This window comes from Bacillus sp. FJAT-27245 (assembly GCF_001273955.1).
GTDB lineage: Bacteria > Bacillota > Bacilli > Bacillales > Cytobacillaceae > Bacillus_D.
This window is the reverse complement of the sequence record NZ_LIGI01000001.1, coordinates 918,543-941,276: the sequence shown is the minus strand read 5'-3', so window position 1 is coordinate 941,276 and position 22,734 is coordinate 918,543. Positions and strand designations below refer to the sequence as shown.

Below are 22,734 nucleotides of genomic sequence, written 5' to 3'. Positions count from 1 at the left end.
CCATTTGCTTTTACCGCAAGCAAGCAAATCTGCTTACTTACTCAAATACTCATCAAACCAGTCGACAATATAATTCAGGCGGGCAATCCGCAGATTCGGCCTGCCGCTCCTTGAAAGCTCATGGTTTTCCTCCGGGAAGCGGATGAACTTCGTCTCCTTTTTCTGGCGCTTCAAGGCGATGTACAGCTGCTCCGCCTGCTCGATTGGGCAGCGGTAATCCTTCTCGCTGTGGAGGATCAGCAGCGGTGTTTCAATGTTTTCTACATAGGCGAGCGGCGAATGCTTCCACAGCCTCTCAATATCCTCAAGGCCTGAGCCAATCTGCCATTCTGTAAAATAATAGCCGATATCGCTAACCCCATAGAAGCTGACCCAGTTCGAAATCGAACGCTGGGTAACAGCCGCCTTGAAACGGTTCGTGTGGCCGACGATCCAGTTGGTCATGAACCCGCCGTAGCTTCCACCCGTAACCCCGAGGCGGTTTTCATCAATAAAATCATACGTTTCAAGGGCATAATCGACCGCCCTCATCAAATCCCTGTAATCACCACCGCCGTAATCGGACCGGACTGCGTCGACAAACTCCTGGCCGTAGCCGTGGCTTCCGCGCGGATTGATGTAAAGAACGGCATATCCCCTTGAGGCAAGGATCTGGAATTCATTCATGTACGTATTTCCGTACATCGTGTGCGGGCCGCCGTGAATCTCAAGGATGAGCGGATATTTCTTCCCTTCTTCGAATCCAGCCGGCTTCATGATCCAGCCATGAAGCTCGACGCCATCTTCCGCCTCGAAGCTGATTGCTTCCGGCACGGAGAGGGTTTTTGTTTTCAAAAATTCTTCATTGATCTCTGTTAGCCTTGTCAATTCGCCGCTAGTAATCTCGAGCATGTATATGTCGCCCGGCTCATCAGGCCTGCTGATGGCGACCGCCGCGCGCTGGTTTTTGCCGTCAAGCGACATCCCGTATACATACTGATTGTCAAGAAGGGCAGGGTATAGTTCCCCATCCACGTTCCCGAAGTAAACAACCGTGTTTCCAAGGTCGCTGACGATAAAATAAAAGCTCTTGCTGTCATCCGCCCAAAGGATTCCCGGTGAAACCGTCCCCTGGAGGAAATCGCCTCCGAGTACGGGAGCGACCGTCGCATCAAGATCGCCGGTTACGCAAGTAAAGGTTTCCGATTCAACATCGTACAGCCAAACCCTCGACAATGTTGCATTTTTATACTCCATGTTATGGCCTGAAAGGGCGATCGTCCTTCCATCCGGCGACCAGGAAGCATTCGAGAAGGACAATTCACCCGACTCAACCTTCTTAAGCTCGCCTGATTCCAGCTGAAGGAAGTACAGATCCAGCCTGAACGAATTATCCTTGTCTTCGCTATAGTCCGCGCCAACGGCAAGCCGCTTTCCATCAGGAGCCCAGCAAAACAGATAATGATCGTTCGGCCCGTCCGTCAGCTGGCTGACTTCGCCTGTTTCCACATCGACAGCCGCGATTTGCTTGTACTTTCCTTTCCAAAAACCTTCCGCATCCGATTTATATTTCATCCTGGTGACTTCAAGCGGCTCAAGCTTTTTCTTGTCTTTGTCCTTCTTTTCTTCTTCTTTATCAGTCAGCTTTTTCCCAAGTTCCACCGACACCTGGAAAGCGATTTGCTTGCCGTCCGGGGACCATACGGGTGAGCCCGCCCCGTTCGGAAGGTCGGTCAGCTGCTTCGCTTCCCCGCCGTCCGCACCGATGACATAAATTTGATTTTTACCGGTACGGTTGGATACGAACGCAAGCTTCGCGCCATCCGGGGACCAGCGCGGCGAATGGTTTTTATTTTTTCCATAAGTCCATTGCACCGGCTGCTTGCCGCCGTCTGCACCCACTGTGAAAATATTTGAAAAGTAATCTCCCTTTTCCTCGCAAATGCTTGTTTCCGTATAGGCGCAAACCTTTCCATCAGGTGAAAGCCTCGGGTCTGCAGCCGATTTCAATTCATATAAATGCTCCGCTTTGATTCCTGTCTCGCCCATTATTTTCCCACCTTCTTTATGTAGTAAGTAAGTATTTCGATAACAGAAATACTTTTTCCTTCTTATTTTTTTAAAATAGGAAAAATTCTTTTCATTTTCAATAAAATGCCGGAATAAGAGGAATACTACCCAATTGGAAAGCGCGGAATTTTTCAAAAAGAAAAGGATTTTCAAAACTCTTTCGATAAAAAAGATCCGGGCCCGCTTCCCCGCTATTGCGAATTGCAAACAGATTTTGTATGATAAATACGAACAAATGTTCCGTTTTTGATGAAGGGAGCCGTGGGACGATGACAAGAATACCTGAAAAAGACCGGGATGTGATGGAGCAGGCCATTTATCTGCCAATGGTGCTGACTGTCCTGAACCGGGATCTTTCCGTCATTCAAGCGAGTCCGTTCAAGCTCAGGAAACCCTACCTGGAATTGGTTGAGGAGACAATGAAGGTGGTCCAGAAGGAACTTGCGGAGGTGAAAGCGTATATGAAAGCCCATCAATTGAAAGTGATGGAAACGAAACGGGACGATGCTTTTACAATGTTCCTGTTCCTTTATAAAGGGTATGAGGAATACCATAACTACTTTAATCCACGTATCCGGAACAAAGTCCAGGAGCTGATGGGGTATTATTTGTTTGGCAGGCATCTGTCCCGTCCGGGCGAATTCATCCGCTAACTCCTGTTCCGGTAATCAATAAACTGTCCATATTCACGATGGTTTTCGGATGCTTCCATCATTTTTGACTTTTGGAGATAAAAGGACTTTCTCTCCATATGTTCTATTCGTTGCATTAATTTTGTCCGCAACAATGCCGTGCGCAGCAATTGATTTTCAAAAGAACTATATGAAACAGGAAACGGGTAGGAATGTTTATTTTGGAAAGTGACGAGCGTGTCTTCGGTAGATGTCCGGTTGTGGTGCAATACATGTTCATGGGAAATCCAAATGCACTCTGGCCGGTTTGGCGAGGTGGTGGGGAAAAAATAGATGAAGTTCGTGGGGTCAATGGCAATGGGAACCTTATGGGTAATTCCGATGAGCTGCTTTGTCCCTTCTTTGCGCCCCTCAAAAGAGCTCCCGAAATATTCGCAGCTCTTTTTAATAATCTCGATGGGTTTGAACGGCGAAAGGTACTCATCACTGACTTCGACTATCTGCGAGTAAACCTTCGTTCCATACACGAACGGCTTAATGAACATGGTGCATGGATTGATTTCATATTCTTCGATTTGTCTTTGCCTCATTTCCTCACTCCTAATAGAATATGTTAATATACGGAAATATCATACCATTATTCTCCCATAATTTCTCAGTGTTATGAAAATGTTACGAATTTATTCATAAATATAAGCACAAAACGTTAAAAATTTATCTGAAAATTATAAAAACTTGGTTGATTTTGGTCCCCGATGGCAATATAATTAAAAAAAGCAGCAGGGGGGATTATAAATGAATGAGAAGTCCTACACTGAGCTGATGAAAATCGGCGCCATGAAAAGGGAGAAGGCAAAACAATCGTCGCTTCAGGAGCTATACATTGAGATGCTGCTGCATGAAATCCAGTTGAACATTGAAAAGGAAAAATTGTTGCGTACAATCGACGAAGCACTTGATCAGGGCGACAAACCGGCATTTATGAAACTGACCCGTTCCTTGGCCAAATTAAAAAAGAGATATGGGGCTTAGCCCAAAAATCCGTCCCTCATGCCGGGACGGATTTTTTTGTAGATTATCTGGCTCCTTCGCTGTACCTTATTATTTGCTGTTCAACGGAACAATGATTTCCTTGTCTTCGTTCCTGGCCGAATTGACCAATGTCGAAACCTCATAGAAGGCCATTTTTTCGGAAGGATAAGGTTTTAAAAGAGAGGTAAGCGCCATGGTATCACTCACCGCCGGGTCAAGCCAGATATCCTGCTCATCAGGGGTGAGAATGGCCGGCATCCGATCATGAATCTCTGCCGTTTTTTCATTCGCCGCCGTTGTTATAATCGTGCAGGAAAAAACCGGCGTTCCCCCTTTGTCCCATCGGTCGTAAAGCCCAGCAAACATGAAAGGGCTATTATCCTTATTAATGAACCGGTATGGTTGCTTGATTTTTCCTTCCCTTTTCCATTCGAAATACCCGTCCGCTGGAATAAGGCAGCGCCTTGATTTAAGGGGGTTCCGGAAGCTGGCTTTTTCATGTACCGTCTCGGCGCGGGCGTTGATCATTTTGTAGCCGATTTTTTCATTGTCAGCCCAAAAAGGAATCAGCCCCCAGCGCAACTCGCCCCCAAGCCGCTTTCCCCCATAGGAGGCAATCGCCAGGATATCCGTTCCTGGAGCGATATTGTAGCGCGGCTCAAGCTCACCTTCAAACTCGAACTGATAGTGCCGCATCAATGCATATACATCTGTAATCAACGAAAATCTACCACACATGCCCATCAGCCTCCGTTCATGTTGCCAAAATTTTAGCATGAACAGACGGCAAAAGGAACCGTTCCGATAGTATGCTGCCACAGCGTTTTTGGTAGAGCGAGAAAAATTTCAACCAGTCCTATTTCAAAAAAATGTCAGACGTACAGGCCTGCCAATAAAATGCCAAGCGCTTCCTCATAAATTTGGTTAAATTGGGAAATCGGCAGTGGGTTTGTCCCCCTCCCCAATTCAACTGTAAAACCAGGCCGTCGCCAATCCTGGATAAACCAGTCCTTGTACCCCGCATAGCTTTCGATTGTCTTCACCGGTTCATAGCCGCTCACCCTGGCAAATTCCCTGACAAGCGCGGCAGATTCCGGCGGTTCACGATTTTCAAACCCCCAATAAATAACCTGTCCCTGGGTATGAAAAGCGATTACTCTGGAAAAATCGCGCCTTCTTGTCAAATTGGCCATGGCAATCGCTTCAGGCTCCGACAACGGCCTTTCTCCACCGTAATCCCGGGGGCCAGGCACTTTAGGATTTCGTGCGCGTTCAAGCTCCCATTTAGCAGGAAACTGGTCGTTTAAGTCGACTCCCCGAATATTTGCCTTCCAGCCTGAAAAGTTTGTGCTACCCCTGTTCCAGGCAATCACCCTACTCCTCCATGGATCATTTGCAGGGAGCCCGTTCAGGACCAAATGGACTCCGTCGGGATTTACCATGGGGACAATCGATAGCGTGGACTGCCGGTATAACGGCAAAGCCGCCCTTCCCCTAATGCCTGTCTGGTTGGTTAAGGCTAAAAGATAATCATTCAGGAACGTCATTAGGACTGGGGTAGTAATCCATTCATTCGCATGAAAGGACCCATTATAGTGAACCCTTTTTCCTCCCCTGCCGACGAGGGCTTCAGGAATAGTCCTTCCGGCTACGGTATCCCCGATTGATGCCACCTTGAGAAAAGGATACACATTCTGCAGCCTGCCTAAATCATTCACCATTGCCCCGTGGTCATAATTCCGCCTCCCCTGAACGAGCCTCCAGGTTATCCTTGTTGGAAGGCGAACCATCTGTCCAATTCGGAGCCGATTTGGGTTGATTCCTGGATTGGCCAATAGAAGCACATCAAGCTGAAGATTCCGGCTTCTGGCAATCCCCCACAATGTATCTCCCGCCTTTATTTGATATCCGGTTGCGACAAATCCGGGGATTTGCACCCTCTGGCCAATCGAAAGCGCCGCTGGATTAATATTCCGATTTGAATGCGTTATGAGCTGGAGGGGAATTTTATACAGCTGGCTGTAATACCAGAAAGAATCCCCTCTCCTTACCGTAACCTCCATCCCGCTTCGCCCCCCATTTAAACAATCACTCAGGTAACTATATGAAGTGGAATGGCTCTTTATCCCGAGGGCTATGAAGACACGATATTAGTTGGGGCAGAACAAAATGCGCAAGCGCCTAGGGCAATCCCGGCAAGGAAAAATAAGGACTCGCAGGACACTGAATGACTTTCCCTTAGTTCGCCCATGCCCGAAGGAATTACGAGCACAAAGGAATGCTTCAGCAAACTTACCTCTTTTACTTCTTCGTTTCCCAGTCAAGATCTAACTTTTTGATTACTTTTTCAAGTTTGTTCTCAGCGTCCGTTATTACAAAATAACTATCTGCTATATTAATCAATCCATCACCAAAAATAATAGAATCAACTTCCACTTTATTATCAGTGTAGACAGTCAACGCATAGTCAATCCCAGGAGTCGCATCGATTTCTTTTAATTTCATAGAAGAAGGTTCTTCAAGTAACGTTAAAATCGTATCTTTATTAGTTATCGTTACTTTTTTTTGCGTAAGACCACCCTTTTTATCTTTAATGTACCTGTCGATTTCTATTTTATTGATTGAATTTTTTTCGAATTCAGTTGAAATTGCTTCCCCGAAAGTTGTTTCTTTTTCTTTTTCTTTTGCTTGATTCCAAAAGAAGACCAATCCTGCAATAATAATCAAACCCATAACTCCAAAATAAACAAATCGGTTCACTCTTCCCGCCTCCTTCTGTTAAATCATCATATTATAAAATTAAAAAGCCGAGTATACATTCTTGGAAGCCATATATAAGGCCTAATACTATTCTTACAAATTCAGCTTCATATTTAGAAGAAGGCCTGAAAAATCTATTCCATATTTATATCTAGACGACAAAAAAAGGGCCGGAGTTACCGGCCCCACCATATTCTTTATTTTTTCAAATTAATCCTCGCGGTGCTTCACTTCATACTCTTCAAGCATGGATATCCTTTCAAGCATCGTAGGATGGCCGTAACGGAATATTTTCACAAGGAAGGGCGGATTCACCTGGCTCAGTCCCGCCCGGGTCAATTCTTGGAAGCTTCCAATGGCCGCACGCGGATTCTTTGTCATATTAATCGCATACGTATCGGCCCTTGCTTCCTGGTAGCGTGACACCGCATTCGACAATGGGCTTGAGATGAACATGAGCATCGACAGGAGCAGCAAAATCAACGGGAGGCTCCGGTAATCAGAAGTAGACGGGATTTTTGTCTCCCTCCCCCATTTGGCCAGCACTTGATGCATGAGTGTATGCACTAAATAAAGGCCGAGGAGCGACAACAGCAAATATCCCGCAATGCCAATGTACAAATGCTTCTCCACGTAATGCCCCATTTCGTGTGCCATGATGAACAGGATTTGGTCATCTGTGAGTTTGTTCAGCGTCGTGTCCCAAAGGACGATTCGGGAATTGGAGCCGATTCCTGACACATAGGCGTTCATCGCGTTTGTTTTCTCAGCCATATTAACCTCGTACACATGCTCTGCCGGTATATGGGCTTTGGCGGCAAAGTCGAGGATTTTCGCTTCAAGTTCTTTATTTTTCAAAGGATAAAAGTCATTGTACAGCGGATCAATGATAACAGGCTGCAGGAACATCATGAACAATGTGAACGGGACTGACAGCAGCCAGGCGAACAACCACCAGCGCTTTGGGCTCTTTTTTAAAAGAAAGTACAAAACAGGCACGATAATCAGCAGCATGCCGTAATTGAGCCAGAAATCAATCAGTTCATCCTTCATCCAGGATGGGAACGTTTGGGTCGATATATTGTACGTTTTGGAAAGGGAATAGCTGATATATCCCAGCGGAAGGGCGGCAAGGTAACCTACAAACGAAAGCCAGAACAAATAAATCGGCAGTTTAAGGAATTTCCGCTTTGTCGCCTCCTCAGCCCAGCGTTTAAAGCAATTGTTCAGCCCTGTCAGCAATATGAGAATGTAAAACAGCCATTCCCACGGGGATGACAGAAAGAACAGCAAATTTCTTATTTTCGAGTATTCTTCGGTAAGCACAAGCTCCCGTCCATTCATGAATGTGACGGGGTCGGCGCTCGTCCCCTGGTATTCAAACGGCAGGGAGGAACTTGAGAAATGGAACAGGTACCAATAAAAAAAAAGTCCATAAAGCACAAAAGCCAGGATTGAGAAGACCCCCATCTTCCTTGCCATAAATTGTCCTCCTTTTTGTACAGCCTATCTCTTATTAGTTTAGTAAAAAAGGATGTGTTTAGAACAGTTTGTCCTTGTTTTATATGTTCTCCAAAAGAAAAACCGGCCCGCGTGGAACCGGCGTTTCTTATAGCATTCCCGAAAAGACGGTTAAAACGGCAATCGAGCCGAGGACGACGACAATGACATTCGCACCGAGGATGGCGGCGATGAAAGCGGCTGCCGCGCCAATCAGCCCGTACCTTATGTCTTCATGAATGAAAAGTATACCCGGAAAGATAAGCGCGCCGAGCGTTGCGTATGGAACATTTTTTAAAATGCCCTGCAAAAAAGGAGGCAATTCCTTTCCTTTAAAAAGGACAAACGGGAGCATCCGCGGGACATACGTGACAATCCCCATGCCGATAATCATCCAGACAATCTCACTCTTCATGGCCAGGTACCTTCCTTCCTTTCAGGTAAACAACAGTTTCAGCGATGATTGCGGCCAAAAGGGTTGCAATGACAATGGCCCAGCCCGGTTCAAGGATTTTCCCCATTGTAAAAATCGTGTTGAAGCAAGCCGCCATCGCTGCAAGGTAAATGGCTTTTACACTTTTTTTCATCGAAGGGACGAGCAGCCCGATGAACATCGCGTACAGGGCGACCGCCATGCTCTCCTGAAGGGTTTTCGGTAGGTTCGCGCCAATCAAATGGCCGACTCCGGAAAAAATGACCCAGCTTGAATACGAGATGAGCACAAGTCCGAACATATACCCTTTTCGGACCTCACCTTCCTTCGTCGCGGCAACCGAAAAGGTTTCATCGGTCAAGCCGAAAGAATAAACAGCTTTTGCGGCGATATCCCCTTCCGGAGCCTTCTCGTTCAGTGAAGTTGCCATCAGGAAATGTCTGATATTGACGATGAAGGTTGTCAGGACGATTTCAAAGATGCCAGTCCCAAGGGTAAGCAGGCTTAATGAAATATACTGGGATGCCCCCGCGAACACCACAAGGCTCATAAGAAAGGTTTCCCCAATTGATAGTCCTGCAGTTTTAGCCAAAAGCCCGAATGTCAGGGCTATCGGAAAATAGCCGATTGCGATGCTGACCCCGGCCTGTGAGCCGGCTTTAAAATCGGAATAAGGAGAAATTCTCCCCGCCGTTGTTTCCGCCATTTCCAATCCCCCGTTTCTTGTATGCATGAATAACCATTATTTAAAAATACATTTTATCAAATTTTCAGGAAATGGACAGCCCGAAATTTTCACTGGAAGGCTTTCCCCATGAATATTGCGCCGAGGCACCTTTCACCCTATGATGGTAATAGCTAATTAAAAACTGGGAGCTGGAAAATGTGAATACTCTGTTGGCTAGGATAGAGCGGGAACTGGAGAAATTATCGGAAGCCGAGCGAATGATCGGCAAATATATTATCGGCCATCCAGAATTTGTCCCGAACATGACTACAAAGGATTTGTCACAAAAGACCGGGGTCAGTGAATCGAGTGTCGTCCGGTTTTGCAAGTCGATTGGGATTGGGAGCTTTAAGGCGTTCAAGTTGGAACTGGCGAAACACAATGCTCTGTCCGGCACGAGCTTGACCGATTTTTCAATCCTGCAGCAAAAGGATTCTCCGTACGACCTGTTCCACAGAATTACATATACGAATAAATCGGCAATCGAATCATCGCTCGCTTCCCTTGACAGGAAGGAGCTTGAGCGGGCGGTCGAGGCAGTATCCCACGCATCAAAACTGATTTTCTTCGGAGTCGGCGGCTCGGCAACCGCGGCGTTGGATGCACACTATAAATTTTCCAAACTGGGATACCATTCGGTCATGGCGCATGATTTCCATTACCTGCTGTCCCTTATTCCCTACATGTCACCGAATGACATCTTCGTGGCCATCTCGATGTCTGGAAAAACCAAGGATGTCCTCGAGCTTGCCGAATTCGCCAAAAAGAAAGGTGCTATCGTCATCGCACTCACAAATTTGGATAAATCCCCTTTATATAAACTGGCTGATATCCGGCTCTGCACACCAGCGGTTGAACAGGATTTCCGGATTGGAACCATTTCTTCGAGGATGACGCAGCTGAATATTATTGATGCACTTTACTTAAGCGTGTTCAACCTTGTCGGCGAAAAAGTCGTCGAACATTACCACGAAGCGCGGAACGAGGTTATAAAGCTAAGGCGGTGATGATTCGAAGCGTTTAAACCAGCAGGGAAATTCTTTGCTTTTTAAAAAATACTCATTCTAAAACAGGTGCTTGCCATTCTATATGGCAGGCGTTTTTTATTTTTTAAAAATTTAATTATTTGAAATTACAGTTCTTTAAAATTATTAATTATATTGACTTTAAATTTCACTGGAATAAAATAGAGGTGTACGCATTTATAAGAAGAAGGATGATTCCATGCTTGATAAGTTGACAACAGAAAAAAGGAACGCGAAGACAATGGACCTTGACCTTATGTCGGTAAAGGAAATCCTTGAAACAATGAACAAGGAAGACCTGACCGTTCCCCAATCTGTGGCAAGTGAAATTCCCCGGATTGAGGAGGCCGTGCAGAAGACTATTTCTTCCTTCCGAAAAGGCGGACGACTGATTTACTTGGGCGCTGGCACAAGCGGGAGGCTTGGAGTGCTTGACGCGGTTGAATGCGTTCCAACATTCGGTTCCCCGCCCGAGATGGTCCAGGGCTTAATCGCCGGCGGAATGAAAGCGTTCACAAAAGCGGTCGAGGGCGCAGAGGACAACGAGACGCTTGGTATCGAAGATTTGGACAACATTTCCGTCAACGAGAGTGACACGGTCATTGGCATTGCCGCAAGCGGCCGCACGCCTTATGTAATCGGCGCGTTGAAGCATGCCAAAGCAAAAGGGGCGACTACCGTCAGCCTCAGCTGCAATAAAAACAGTGAAATCAGCAAGTACGCCGACATCGCCATAGAGGTCGAAACAGGGCCAGAAATCCTGACCGGATCGACAAGGCTGAAGGCCGGGACAGCGCAAAAGCTTGTCCTGAATATGATTTCCACCGCATCCATGATCGGGATCGGCAAGGTGTATAAAAATCTGATGGTAGATGTCCAGCCAACAAACAAAAAGTTGGTTGAACGTTCAAAGCGGATTATCATGCAGGCTACCGAAACAGATTATGAAACCGCCGCCCAATTTTACGAAAAGGCAAATGAAAATGTAAAGGCGGCAATCGTTATGATTCTCCTGGGCTGTTCGTATGAGGAAGCCGCGGAGAAACTTGGCCAATCCAACGGTTTTATTAGAAAGACAAAATAGGAGGAGTAAACGTGAAAAAAGAACAACGTATGGCCAATGATATCCTTCAGCATATCGGCGGCAAGGACAACGTTAGGAGACTGGCCCACTGTATGACCCGCCTTCGCCTAGACCTGAAGGATGATTCCAAGGCCGACATCCAGGCTTTGAAAAAAGTCGACGGCGTCATGGGCGTTATCGAGGATGACAACCTGCAAATCGTTGTCGGCCCAGGCACGGTCAACAAGGTCGCCGCTGAAATGAGCCAGTCAACCGGATTGGTTGTTGGCGAAGAAGCGGATCCGGAAGATTTAACCCTTGAAGAAAGGGCGGCCCTGAATCAATCGGCTATCAAAAAGAAAAACAGCACGCCATTCAAGAACCTGCTCCGCCGGATTGGGAGCATTTTCATCCCGCTCATTCCAGGCCTTGTTGCTTCCGGTATCATCAACGGGGCAGCCAACTTCGCGAAAAACGCGGGCGTTGACCCGACCCAGACATGGATGCAAATCCTGCTTGTCCTTGGCGGCGCCGTATTCGGATCCCTGGCTGTCCTTGTCGGCTGGAACACAGCAAGGGAATTTGGCGGAACCCCGGTGCTCGGTGCGATTGCCGGTATTGTCCTGTTCAGCCCCGGGCTTGCAGAAATCAAGTTGTTTGGTGAAGCGCTCATACCGGGCCGCGGTGGATTGTTTGGCGTAATATTTGCTGCCTGGCTAATGACGGTCGTTGAAAAACGTGTTAGAAAAGTTGTTCCGAGTTCAATTGATATTATTTTTACATCCCTTATTACGGTTTTAATTGTAGGGTTCTTTTCACTATTCGTTATCATGCCAGTCGCGGGAGTCCTTGCTGACGGAATCACGACCGGCCTGAAAGCAATCCTTGATGTTGGCGGTGTTGTCGCGGGTGCGATTCTTGCCGGCTTCTTCCTGCCGCTCGTTATTGTCGGTTTGCATCACGGCTTGACTCCAATCCATCTGGAATTGATCAATTCGCTTGGAAACACACCGTTGCTTCCGGTTCTCGCAATGGCTGGAGCTGGACAGGTTGGTGCTGCGATTGCGATTTTCGTAAAAACAAAGAATAAGAGATTGCGCAACGTAATCAAGGGTGGTCTTCCTGTCGGATTCCTTGGAATCGGCGAACCGCTCCTTTACGGGGTAACGCTTCCGCTTGGACGCCCGTTCATTACGGCTTGTATGGGCGGCGCGGTAGGCGGTGCATTCCAGGCGGTCATGAAGACTGGCGCGGGCGGCATCGGCGTATCAGGGCTTTCCCTGACTCCGCTAATTGTTGATAACAAATATCTGCTTTACTTGCTCGGCATCCTGCTTGCCTACGCTTTCGGCTTTATTTTCACCTACCTGTTTGGTTTCAAAGAGGAAATGGCCGATAATATTTAAAAGAGGAACAATATAATGTGGCTTGGCACTCTTCACCAGGGTGCCAGGTCTTTTTTTCTGAAAGGAAAGGAGTTTTTGAGTATGCTAGGAATTTCCGTCTATTTATCAGAGCCTGTTGCCAGCCAGGAAGCCTATATCCGAAAAATGAAGGAGCATGGCTTCAACTCGATTTTCACATCCCTCCATATCCCCGAAGATAATCCTGCCGTTTACCGCAAACAACTGATGGATCTAGGCAAACTTGCCCGGGAACTTGATATGGAATTGATCCCGGATATATCACCGAATTCACTTCGCCACCTCGGCTGTACATGGGAAACCGCCGATACTCTGCTTGGCTGGGGGCTCAGCGGGCTTCGCGTCGATTATGGGGTCGAGCCCGAAACCATCGCCCTCCTCTCACAAAAAATGAAGGTAGCCCTGAATGCGAGCACGCTAACTTCTGAGGAAATCAGTGCGCTGAAAGCCCACGGACTAAAAACGGATTCCGTAGAAGCATGGCACAATTTTTACCCAAGGCCTGAAACAGGTCTTGGGAGGGAAAGTTTCAGAGAGAAAAATCGCCTGCTTCGGAATGAGGGAATTACGGTCATGGCGTTCGTTCCGGGAGACGGAACAAGGCGCGGCCCTTTATACCAGGGGCTTCCGACATTGGAGGACCACAGGTTTTCGTCGCCTTTCGCTGCCTATTTGGACCTAAAGGAAAATGAAGGCGTCGATAAAATCCTCATCGGCGACCCGGGCGTGTCCGACACGGTGCTTCAGCAATTTTCCGCGTTTAGGGATGGCGTTTTTTATCTCCGCGCCCGCCCATTTACAGGAGACCAAAATCTCCTTGAAACGCTCGCGGCCACCCAGTCAAACCGCCAGGACAGCGCCCGGGATGTCATCCGTTCAATGGAATCCCGGATGTATGCACTCATTGGCAGCAAGAACGTGCCGCCACTCAATACGGTTGAGCGTGTAACAGGCTCGATTACAATTGACAATGAACGTTACGGCCGCTACCAGGGCGAAGTGCAAATTACGAAAACAGACCTGCCCGCAGATGAAAAAGTCAACGTCGTTGGAAGAATGATTGAAGAAGATCTCCCCCTGCTTCCGTTCATCAAAGGCGGATGCAAATTCATGCTGAGGTGGGTTTAAGGGGATTGACCCTTTGAAAATAGTAAAAAGCCAGCTGTCCGGGATTCGGCGCTGGCTCTTTGTCTGTAAAACTCGAGTTGTTGGTCCTTTTTCACAATGGTCAAGACCGTTTTGGCTCCCAAGCTTGGCGAAACGGTCTTGAGAACCTCTGTCATGACCGTTTTGACTCCCACAACTTAGCGAAACGGTCTTGAGGACCTCTGTCATGACCGTTTTGCCCCCCGTTGCTTAGCGAAACGGTCTTGAGAACTCCTGTCATGACCGTTTTGACTCCCATAGCTCAGTGAAACGGTCTTGAGAACCTCTGTCATGACCGTTTTGACTCCCGTAGCTTAGCGAAACGGTCTTGAGAACCTCTGTCATGACCGTTTTGACTCCCGTAGCTTAGCGAAACGGTCTTGATATCCCAAGGCAAGCCGCTGCCAATGCTTTATACTACTTATCCACTTACTTCCCCTGGAAATTTGGCTTCCTTTTTTCGCTGAATGCCACAAGCGCCTCCACCCGGTCTTCCGTATGGATCAGTCCTTCATATGCCTGCCGCTCGATTTTCAATCCTGTTTGCAAATCGGTATCCATTCCCTTTTTGATCGCAAGCTTAGCCTGGCGAAGGGCAATCGGTCCGTTGTTCAATAGCTTGGCGGCAAATTCAAGGCTTAGCTCCATCGCCCTCCCCTCACCGGCTATCCGCGTCAATAATCCATACTTGTTCGCTTCCCCGGCAGTCAGCCTATGCGCGCCAAGGATCAGTTCCAAAGCTTTCGCTTGGCCAATCAGCCTTGGCAGCCGCTGCGTCCCGCCTGCACCCGGAATGATAGCCAGGCTTGTTTCGGTTAGGCCAAGCTGGATGCCTTCCTCGGCAATCCGGAAATCGCAAGCGAGAGCAAGCTCCATCCCGCCTCCGAAACAGAATCCATTGATGGCAGCGATGGTCGGCTGCGGCATCAGGTCGACAAGATTGAATACCTCACTGATTTTCCCTACATTCCGAAGTACCTGTTCAATCGTCAACGTCTTTCTTTCCTTAAGATCCGCCCCGACACTGAATGCCTTTTCGCCGGCACCAGTGAAAATCACAACCCGTACATCGTTGTTCTCGCTCACTTCCTCAACAACTTCCTGAAGCCTGACCAGCGTATCATAATTGAAAGCATTCATCGCTTCCGGGCGGTTGATCGTGATGATTCCGATATGCCCTTTTTGTTCAAATAAAATCTGATCCATCATCCACATTCCCTCCGAGTTGGCATTGGCAAGGGGCAGACACTGGCAGCCTGCCCCTTACCCTATATGTTAAAACCCTTTCCTGCTATGAAAACTTTAATCTCTTAATCTTCCTTTTAGGGCTATAAATCTACCGCTTCGCAGCTTCAATAACCTGCGATCTGAGCGCCCTACGCAAAATTTTACCAGTCGTATTCTTAGGCAATTCTTCAAGGAATTCAATCCTTGATGGCACCTTATATTTTGCAAGCCGTTCATCGCAATAGTCAAGCAATTCCCTTTCCGTTAATTCCTGGTTTTTCGAAACCGCGTAGGCAACGACAGCTTCCCCGAAATCCGGGTCTGGAATGCCGACGACTGCGGCCTCAATAATGTCCGCATGGTCATACAGCACTTCCTCGACTTCGCGCGGATACACATTGTAACCGCCCACGATGACCATATCCTTTTTCCTGTCGACGATGTAAAAATACCCCTCGTCATCCATCCTCGCCAGGTCCCCTGTATAGAGCCATCCGTCACGTATCGTTGCGGCAGTTTCCTCAGGCATTTTGTAATAGCCTTTCATGACGTTCGGCCCCCGGACAATCAGCTCGCCAACCTGCCCTGGCGGAACTTCCTCGCCCAGCTCGTCGACAACCTTGTTTTCCACATTCACAATCGACAGGCCGATTGATCCAGGCTTACGCTCCCGTTCGAGCGGATTGAAGCACGTAACCGGGGAGGCTTCGGACAGTCCATACCCTTCAGAAACCCGGACATTGAATTTTTCCTCGAAATTAAGAAGCAGGGCGACAGGCATGGAGGCCCCCCCGGATACACAAACCCTCATCTTCCTGAAATCATCCGGATTACCGGCATCATATTGATAAAGGAAATTGTACATCGTCGGAACCCCGGCAAAAATCGTTGCTCCTTGGTCCCTGGCCATATCAAAAACATCCTTCGGGCTAAATTTCGGTGCAATCAGCATCGTCGCGCCAACCATTAGCGGAGCGTTTAAAGCAACCGTCAGGCAGAAAACATGGAACATTGGCAGGACTGTGATAATCCGGTCATTCTCATCCATTTTTAAATACGTGCCAATATCAATGGCATTGCTGTACAGGTTCTTATGGGTGAGCATCGCGCCCTTCGGCTTTCCGGTAGTACCCGACGTATAGAGGATGACAGCAGTCTCATCTTCCTGCAATTCCGGCCCGCTATAATCAAGCCGTCCGGCAGCCAGCACGTTTGTAAACGCCTTCATTTTTGGATATAGTGAAAGTTCTTCTTTGTTAATCCCGGCAGCTTCAGGCTGATTGGAATCACAGATAATATAATGTTCGATCTTAGGGAGCAGATGGTGGGATTTTTCGGCTAGGGGGAGCAGCAGATCGAGCGAGACAACCGCCTTAACATCCCCGTTATTCAGGATATAGCCAATTTCGTCCGCACTGTAGATTGGATTGACAGGTATGACCGTGGCACCCATCCTTATTGCGCCGTACAGGCTAATGATAAAGTACGGTGAGTTTCCTAGAAGAAGGGCGATATGGTCCCCTTTTTTGATTCCCAGCTGTTCAAGCCCCGATGCAAACTTCGTAATCGCGGCATCCAGTTCCCCATAGGATGTTTCGCTTCCCATAAAATAATAGGCTGGTTTTTCGGGTATTGCTTGCGCCGTTTCGTGAAGCTTGGACGATAAGTTCAACTCCCTCTCCCCCTTCAGGCGTGAATCGGCCTACCATTCAACCGCCTGTAAAATTAAAAATATTCTAAATTCATTATAGAGAATGAGGGGTTCTATCTTCAAGTTTTACTGCGGCGTTCGTCCTACTTAAAAACGACAAAAACCTCCACCACAAGCCAGGCGGAGGCTATTTTTCCAATTAATAAACCAGCTCGAGGAACTCTTCTTTCGTGACATTCCCAAAATAGTGCTTGATGTCAATGCCCTCAAGCGCACGATCGATTTCCGATCGGTCATAGCGGATCCCTTTTAATTTTTCCTCAATTTCTCCTACCTCGCCGACCCCGAAAAAGTCACCATAAATCTTGCAGTTTTCAATAATCCCCTTTTCCACTTCAAGCCTTACATCAATGGACCCGATTGGGAAACGGCGTGTACGGTGCAGATTGAATTTCGGCGATTTCCCATAATTCCAATCCCAGTTCTGGTAACGTTCCTTCGAGAGCTCGTGGATTTTTTCCCAGTCGCTTTCTGTAAGGACGTATTCGGGAATATCCTCTACTCCATCGAAGATATACTTCAGAAGCAGGGAACGGAATTCCTCCATGCTGATTTTCCGGTCCAGGAACTCGGAAATATTAGCAACCCGGCTGCGGATCGACTTGATTCCTTTTGATTCAATCTTGTCCTGTTTCACCTTCAGTGCCGAAACGACAGCATCAATTTCGGAATCGAGAAGCAGTGTACCGTGGCTGAACATTCTGCCCCTCGTTGAAAATTGGGCGTTGCCGGATATTTTCCGCCCCTCGGCTACAATATCGTTCCTGCCGCTCAATTCAGCATTCACGCCTAGCCTTGCGAGTGCGGCAACAACCGGCTCCGTAAATTTCCTGAAGTTATGGAAGCTTTCTCCGTCATCCTTCGTAATAAAGCTGAAATTCAGGTTGCCAAGATCGTGGTAAACCGCGCCGCCGCCTGAGAGCCTGCGGACAACATGGATACCGTTCTCCTCGACATAATCCGTGTTGATTTCCTCAATCGTATTCTGATTTTTGCCGATGATGATGGACGGCTCGTTTATGTAAAAAAGCAAATAAGTCTGGTCGATATCAAGGTTTTTCAGTGCATATTCCTCGATTGCCAAATTGATGCGCGGGTCGGTAATTCCTTTATTGTCAATGAACAGCATAATCCATTCCCCTTTTCTCTATTTGTCTGGCGGCTTTTAAATGGCAGCCAAAAAATTAACCCCCTAAGGTCATTACAATTCGATTTCCATGAACTCTTCGGCGAGGCGGACTTTGCCTCGGAATTCCTTTGACGCCTCATCCACGAGCTGTTCAACATTTCCGTAATGCGGCAAATGGGTCAGGATCAATTCGCCAACCCCGGCATTTTCCGCAAGGCGGCCTGCTTCGGTGCTCGTCATATGGCCCGCGCCCTGGCCGGACTGATTTGCGTAAAAATTGCATTCGCACAGCAGCAAATCCGCATTTTTGCTGAACGGAATAAACTCCTCCTTGAATGCTGTGTCCGCGGTGTACACAACGGATTTTCCGCCCGCTTCGAACCGCATCGCATAGCATGGGACAGGATGGACTGTTTTTAGAAAAGAAATGTCGAAAGGCCCAAGCTTGAGTCCCGCATTCGGTTTGTAGGCAATACCCTTCGTCACGCCATCATGGGTTAGCTTTTTGAATTCAGCCTCGTCCTGTGTATGGCCATAAATCGGGAGCGCAGGGAGTTTTCCTTTGAGAAATCCCTGAATCAGCCTCGCATGGTATAAAACACCGATATCGGCAATATGGTCCGGATGATAGTGTGAAAGGATGACCGCGTCCAATTCCTCGGGCTGGACTACATTCTGCAGCTTCGCCAAAACACCGCTGCCGCAATCAATAAGCAGCTTAAAGCCGTCATGCTCTAGCAAATAGCCGGTGCTCGCTCCATTTTTCTTAGGGTAGCCGCCCCAGAAGCCAATAACCGTCAATTTCATTTATTCCACCTCATTATCGCTGATTTTCCTAGTATTTACTATACTCAAAAAAGCAAACTTTTTCATGTATCTTGTTTAGATTTTCACATTGTACCCTTCCTGGGATTCCTTATGAGATTCTCTCAACAGAACCTGCTAATATGTACCCCATATGCCATATAAAAGTTACCCTACCTTTAAAACAGGAAACTGGTACTTGGAAACTTCAAAAATATATTTCTTGTTAAAAATATTTATATAATTAGTCTCATAGATGATTATAAATAACTCTACTAAATATTAAGCCCTCTGATAATTAACATTGACGGAGGTTAGATCATGTTCGGAATCGGAAGTGCATCATGGGATTTTATTTTAGCAGTTAGCGCCACTATAAATTTTATTTTGCTTAAAAAAATAAAGTGGTCAATATTTTCCGCAATAATAGCAATTGCCCCGATTTATACATTTATATTCATTCTATCTGTTAATGCTGCAGGCTTCCAAAGTACTTTAATAGACTTTTTCTCAGACATAGTATTCACAGTTATTCCTGCTATCAGTAGAATGCTTTTGATTATTTCCCTATTCTTTTTAATAAGAAAAGGAATTATAAAGGTTTTGTTTAAGAAAAATTAAATCTATCTTTTGAATAGAATTATTCTGATTATGAATCTTACACAAACTATGAAAAAATCATAAAAAACAGCCGCCCACTAAGATAGGGCGGCTGCCAGATTCTAATTCGCCATGGCGGCGAATTTTTTCTTATGGATGGTTGTGAAATACCCCAGCGTTCCCAGGACGAACGCGGCCATGAAGCCAAACAATACAAGCATGTTATGCGACATGAAGGCGAAGTCACCGCTTGAGATGACAGCCTTGAAGCCCGCAACCGAATACGTCATTGGCAGGAAGGCGTTAAATTTCTGCAGGAAGTCCGGAATCAATTCGAGCGGGAATGTCCCTGCGCTTGTTGTCAGCTGCAGAATCAAAATGATGATCGCGATGAAGCGTCCAGGGTCTCCCATTGTTGTAACAAGGAACTGGATGAGCGCGATAAAGGTCAGGCTCGTTACGATTGAGAATCCGATGAATAACGGAATACTCTTGACGTGAATGCCCAGCGCGCCCAAAAGGATTGCATCGGCAAGCAGCGCCTGGATAATGCCTGTTCCCGCAAGAATCCCGAACTTCCCGAGGAACCAGCTGATGCCGCTCTTTGGCACTCCAGCCGGCTCCCTTAATGGGAACACAATTGACAGGAGCAGCGCACCAACAAACAGCCCAAGTGACAGGAAGTATGGCGCGAAGCCAGTGCCATAGTTCGGTACGGTGTTAATCCTCTGATTATCGACCTTGACCGGGTCGGCCATCATGTTGTACGTTTTATCATCCGCTTTGACGCCGGAAGCTGCTTTGGCCCCATCGGATAGCTTATCGGCAAGCTCTTTGGAACCATCTGCGAGGGCAGTTGTCCCTTGTGCCAGCTTTTCCGAACCGGCGGCGAGCTGCCCGGAACCCGATTGAAGAGCGCCTGTACCGGATGCAAGCTGGCCGGTACCGCCCGATAGCGCAGATGCTCCCGCTGCAAGCTCATCGGCGCCCGCCTTGGCCTTTGCAAATTCCGCTTCATACGTTTTCAGGCCGGAAAGGACATCTCCCTGTCCCTGAGCAAGTTTTTTCGCACCTGCTTCAAGCTCGGCGCTTCCTTTTGCAAGTGCACCAATTCCTTGCTGGGCCTGTATTTCACCCTGCTTCAGCTCGCCAAGCCCGCTGGCAAGCGCCCCGGCGCCGGATTGGATTTTTCCGGCTCCATCACTAAGCTGTCCTGTAGCGGCGGCTAGCTGCGCGCTTCCGGCTTTAAGCGCCTGTAGCTTGGCATTGAATACTTTTTGCTGTTCTTCCGGAAGGCCGGCCATCAATGGCTGAAGCTGTTGGACCATGGCGCCGATACTCTCGTCAAGTACCGCTGCCCCTGCAGCTGCATCCTGTGAGCCTTTTTGCCATTCGCCTGTTTTCGCAGCAAGTTCATTCGCCCCCTTTTGAAGCTTGGCAGTCCCATTAACGAGCTCAGGCATTTTGCCATTTAGTGTTTCAAGCCCCTGCCTTGATTGCGAAGCTCCTGCGGCAAGCTGGTCCGCACCACTCTTCAACTGTTCGGTACCGGCAGTAATTTTTTTATGGCCGGCCTGTAGCCCGGAAAGCCCCGTTGCTAACTGTTTCGTTCCCTCGCTTAGTTTGCCTGCTCCCGCATTTACCTTGTTCACCCCTTCGGAGAACTCGACTGCTTTTGAAGCGAGTGTTTGCAGGCCTTTATTCAGTTCATCGGAGCCATTCTTCAGCTCCACCGCCCCGTTATTTAACTTTCCGGCTCCTTCGCTCGCTTTTTCAACACCCGAAGCAAGGTCGCCAATTTTATTAAACATCGTTTCCGCATAGGTTTCCGTGATTTTTTCGGAAAGCGAGGCTTTAATTTTCTCAATGGCCGTGCCCCCGATTTGCGCGGAAAGGAAGTTATAGCTTTCGTTTGGAACATATATCAAGCTGAGTTTTTCCGGATTATCCTCCAGCAAGGTTGTTGCATTTTCGGAAAAGTTCTCGGGAATCTCGATTAGCATATAATAGTTCTGGTTTTCGAGCTGCCTGTACCCTTCTTTTTTGCCAACGATCTTGAAATTAAATTCCTTGCTGTCCCTCAGCTTTTCAACGAGGTCGTTGCCAAGTTGAAGCTGGTCGCCGTTGAACTCGGCTCCCTTGTCACTATTGACGACAGCGACCGGCAGTTCAGGCAGCTTGTCATAAGGATCCCAGAATGCCCACAGGAACATCCCCGAATATAAAACAGGAATGAACATGACGGCAATGAGCGGAATTAGCAGTTTGCGGTTTTTAAAAACAGCAAGAAGTTCCTGTTTCATCATGTTGTTCTTCACAATTGATGCCTCCCAAAAATAAGTGACTATTTTGTTCATTTGGTCACACGACGAATAAAAGGAAGGATTATCGTCAGTTTGATAATCCTTGGAAAATGTATAGTTCAAATAGGTTTGCAATTTCAGCCTTTTCGAGCGGCTTATGGTTCTTTTCCCAATCAAAAATAAGCGCGATATACAGCTTAAGGATGATAAAAGCCGTCACTTCTGGGTCGCACTCCTTTATTTCGCCTGCCTCGACAGCGGCTGCTACCCTTTCCTTTATATAGGTGATAATCGCCTTTTCAATCTTGGCCATGACCTCCATGACTGCAGGAGTCCCCATTTCCTTTTCTTCCTGGAAAAGCTTTATCGTCAGCTGGTGCTCTTTCCGGAATTCCAGCATTTTATAAAGAGAACGGTGAACATTTTCCTGAAAGGAGAGTGACGGATCAAAGACTCCGTCCGCCGCTGCCTTCATTTCCTTAATCAATGAGGTGATGATTTCATCGAAAAGCTCTTCCTTATTTTTAAAAAAAGTATAAATCGTGCCCTTTCCGACATTGGCAAGCTTGGCTACCTGATCTATCGTGGTCGCCTTATACCCAAATAAAGAGAACGATTTCGTTGCGGCTTCAATGATTTGTTGCCTGCGGTCAACTGCCAAACCTCCACCCCATTCCCGACTTTTTATAGGTATGACCAAATGAACATTTCGGTCATTTTGTACAAAAAGTAGTATAACAAACGGAATCCAGGATTACAAGGGGCAGCCTCAAAATTTTACCACAAGCGGGCAAGCACCTGAAACTTCGGCGTGATGATAAACAGGGCCTCCCGCTTTCCATAGCCATCCACGACCATTTTTGTAAAAAAAACAAGGCATTGCTTAATGAACTCAACCTCATTTTGAATGGAGATTGGGGTTGAGTTTTTCAGCATAATAAACTCTTCATCGAGAATGTCTCCCGCCCTGTATAAAATTCCCCACAAGTCCTTTGCTTCCTCGGTCCCGTTTTTTACAACTGAAAGCCTCTGTATCGTTTCCGTTATTTCATGAAGGGTAATCCCAATTCTAGAAAGTAGCGGATTGATTTCCTCGCGCGCCTTTTTCCTGGCTTTCGCTTCAATCTGGCCGGAAGCCTCGATAATCTCATTTGCATAAGGAATCATCG

Annotated in this window: 22 protein-coding genes; 7 read left to right on the top strand and 15 right to left on the bottom strand. The window is 47.3% G+C overall.

Annotated features, from left to right (window positions below; genetic code table 11):
* Positions 1-33: 33 nt before the first annotated feature.
* Complete coding sequence (locus tag ADU24_RS04570; protein ID WP_053365515.1) at positions 34-2,028, bottom strand: S9 family peptidase; 1,995 nt, start codon at positions 2,026-2,028, stop codon at positions 34-36.
* A 290-nt stretch (positions 2,029-2,318) separates the two neighbouring features.
* On the opposite strand from ADU24_RS04570, the gene ADU24_RS04565 reads away from it, so the two are divergent.
* Positions 2,319-2,702: a hypothetical protein gene (locus ADU24_RS04565; RefSeq protein ID WP_053365514.1), complete on the top strand. Its 384-nt coding sequence runs from the start codon at positions 2,319-2,321 to the stop codon at positions 2,700-2,702.
* Here the strand turns inward: ADU24_RS04565 and ADU24_RS04560 are convergent.
* Complete coding sequence (locus tag ADU24_RS04560; RefSeq protein ID WP_053365513.1) at positions 2,699-3,271, bottom strand: competence protein ComK; 573 nt, start codon at positions 3,269-3,271, stop codon at positions 2,699-2,701. The two genes, ADU24_RS04565 and ADU24_RS04560, sit on opposite strands and share 4 nt — an antisense overlap.
* A 205-nt stretch (positions 3,272-3,476) precedes the next feature.
* On the opposite strand from ADU24_RS04560, the gene ADU24_RS04555 reads away from it, so the two are divergent.
* Positions 3,477-3,713, top strand: a complete 237-nt coding sequence (locus tag ADU24_RS04555) for an IDEAL domain-containing protein (protein ID WP_053365512.1) — start codon at positions 3,477-3,479, stop codon at positions 3,711-3,713.
* Between the two features lie 69 nt (positions 3,714-3,782).
* Here the strand turns inward: ADU24_RS04555 and ADU24_RS04550 are convergent, their stop codons facing one another.
* The 6 genes from ADU24_RS04550 to ADU24_RS04525 all read right to left on the bottom strand — a co-directional run bounded on the left by ADU24_RS04550 (position 3,783) and on the right by ADU24_RS04525 (position 9,112).
* The gene (locus ADU24_RS04550) at positions 3,783-4,451 is read right to left on the bottom strand and encodes an SOS response-associated peptidase (protein WP_053365511.1); all 669 of its coding nucleotides are present in this window, start codon (positions 4,449-4,451) and stop codon (positions 3,783-3,785) included.
* A 134-nt stretch (positions 4,452-4,585) separates the two neighbouring features.
* A complete protein-coding gene (locus tag ADU24_RS04545; protein WP_053365510.1) occupies positions 4,586-5,776 on the bottom strand; it encodes a M14 family metallopeptidase in 1,191 nt (396 codons plus the stop codon).
* Between the two features lie 238 nt (positions 5,777-6,014).
* Complete coding sequence (locus ADU24_RS04540) at positions 6,015-6,473, bottom strand: hypothetical protein (RefSeq protein WP_053365509.1); 459 nt, start codon at positions 6,471-6,473, stop codon at positions 6,015-6,017.
* 210 nt (positions 6,474-6,683) lie between these two features.
* A complete protein-coding gene (locus tag ADU24_RS04535) occupies positions 6,684-7,955 on the bottom strand; it encodes a M48 family metallopeptidase (protein WP_053365508.1) in 1,272 nt (423 codons plus the stop codon).
* Between the two features lie 127 nt (positions 7,956-8,082).
* Positions 8,083-8,388, bottom strand: a complete 306-nt coding sequence (locus tag ADU24_RS04530; protein WP_053365507.1) for an AzlD domain-containing protein — start codon at positions 8,386-8,388, stop codon at positions 8,083-8,085.
* Positions 8,378-9,112 (bottom strand): AzlC family ABC transporter permease, encoded by a 735-nt coding sequence (locus ADU24_RS04525; protein WP_053365506.1) that lies wholly within the window; start codon positions 9,110-9,112, stop codon positions 8,378-8,380. The genes ADU24_RS04530 and ADU24_RS04525 overlap by 11 nt, the downstream gene beginning before the upstream one ends.
* Positions 9,113-9,291: 179 nt before the next feature.
* Between ADU24_RS04525 and ADU24_RS04520 the strand changes: the two genes are divergently transcribed.
* The 4 genes from ADU24_RS04520 to ADU24_RS04505 all read left to right on the top strand — a co-directional run bounded on the left by ADU24_RS04520 (position 9,292) and on the right by ADU24_RS04505 (position 13,773).
* Complete coding sequence (locus ADU24_RS04520) at positions 9,292-10,140, top strand: MurR/RpiR family transcriptional regulator (protein WP_053365505.1); 849 nt, start codon at positions 9,292-9,294, stop codon at positions 10,138-10,140.
* A 217-nt stretch (positions 10,141-10,357) separates the two neighbouring features.
* A complete protein-coding gene (gene murQ, locus ADU24_RS04515; protein ID WP_053365504.1) occupies positions 10,358-11,242 on the top strand; it encodes an N-acetylmuramic acid 6-phosphate etherase in 885 nt (294 codons plus the stop codon).
* An 11-nt stretch (positions 11,243-11,253) separates the two neighbouring features.
* Positions 11,254-12,627 (top strand): PTS transporter subunit EIIC, encoded by a 1,374-nt coding sequence (locus tag ADU24_RS04510; RefSeq protein ID WP_053365503.1) that lies wholly within the window; start codon positions 11,254-11,256, stop codon positions 12,625-12,627.
* Between the two features lie 81 nt (positions 12,628-12,708).
* Entirely contained in the window at positions 12,709-13,773 is a 1,065-nt protein-coding gene (locus ADU24_RS04505; RefSeq protein WP_053368777.1) for a DUF871 domain-containing protein, read from the top strand.
* Between the two features lie 447 nt (positions 13,774-14,220).
* Here ADU24_RS04505 and ADU24_RS04500 read toward each other — a convergent pair whose 3' ends face one another.
* The 4 genes from ADU24_RS04500 to ADU24_RS04485 form a co-directional block, all read right to left on the bottom strand.
* On the bottom strand, positions 14,221-14,997 hold the full coding sequence (locus tag ADU24_RS04500; protein WP_053368776.1) for an enoyl-CoA hydratase-related protein: 777 nt from the start codon (positions 14,995-14,997) through the stop codon (positions 14,221-14,223).
* 130 nt (positions 14,998-15,127) lie between these two features.
* A complete protein-coding gene (locus ADU24_RS04495; RefSeq protein ID WP_053365502.1) occupies positions 15,128-16,690 on the bottom strand; it encodes a fatty acid--CoA ligase family protein in 1,563 nt (520 codons plus the stop codon).
* A 178-nt stretch (positions 16,691-16,868) separates the two neighbouring features.
* Positions 16,869-17,858, bottom strand: a complete 990-nt coding sequence (locus ADU24_RS04490; protein WP_053365501.1) for a lipoate--protein ligase — start codon at positions 17,856-17,858, stop codon at positions 16,869-16,871.
* A 72-nt stretch (positions 17,859-17,930) separates the two neighbouring features.
* Entirely contained in the window at positions 17,931-18,665 is a 735-nt protein-coding gene (locus ADU24_RS04485; RefSeq protein ID WP_053365500.1) for an MBL fold metallo-hydrolase, read from the bottom strand.
* A gap of 318 nt (positions 18,666-18,983) precedes the next feature.
* Between ADU24_RS04485 and ADU24_RS04480 the strand changes: the two genes are divergently transcribed.
* Complete coding sequence (locus ADU24_RS04480) at positions 18,984-19,283, top strand: hypothetical protein (protein ID WP_053365499.1); 300 nt, start codon at positions 18,984-18,986, stop codon at positions 19,281-19,283.
* 101 nt (positions 19,284-19,384) lie between these two features.
* On the opposite strand, the gene ADU24_RS04475 is transcribed toward ADU24_RS04480, so the two are convergent.
* The 3 genes from ADU24_RS04475 to ADU24_RS04465 form a co-directional block, all read right to left on the bottom strand.
* A complete protein-coding gene (locus ADU24_RS04475) occupies positions 19,385-21,580 on the bottom strand; it encodes a YhgE/Pip family protein (RefSeq protein WP_231689563.1) in 2,196 nt (731 codons plus the stop codon).
* A 73-nt stretch (positions 21,581-21,653) separates the two neighbouring features.
* Positions 21,654-22,226 (bottom strand): TetR/AcrR family transcriptional regulator, encoded by a 573-nt coding sequence (locus ADU24_RS04470; RefSeq protein WP_053365498.1) that lies wholly within the window; start codon positions 22,224-22,226, stop codon positions 21,654-21,656.
* Positions 22,227-22,342: 116 nt separating this feature from the next.
* Positions 22,343-22,732, bottom strand: coding sequence for a hypothetical protein (locus ADU24_RS04465; protein WP_053365497.1), 390 nt, complete (start codon positions 22,730-22,732; stop codon positions 22,343-22,345).
* Between the last annotated feature and the right edge of the window lie 2 nt (positions 22,733-22,734).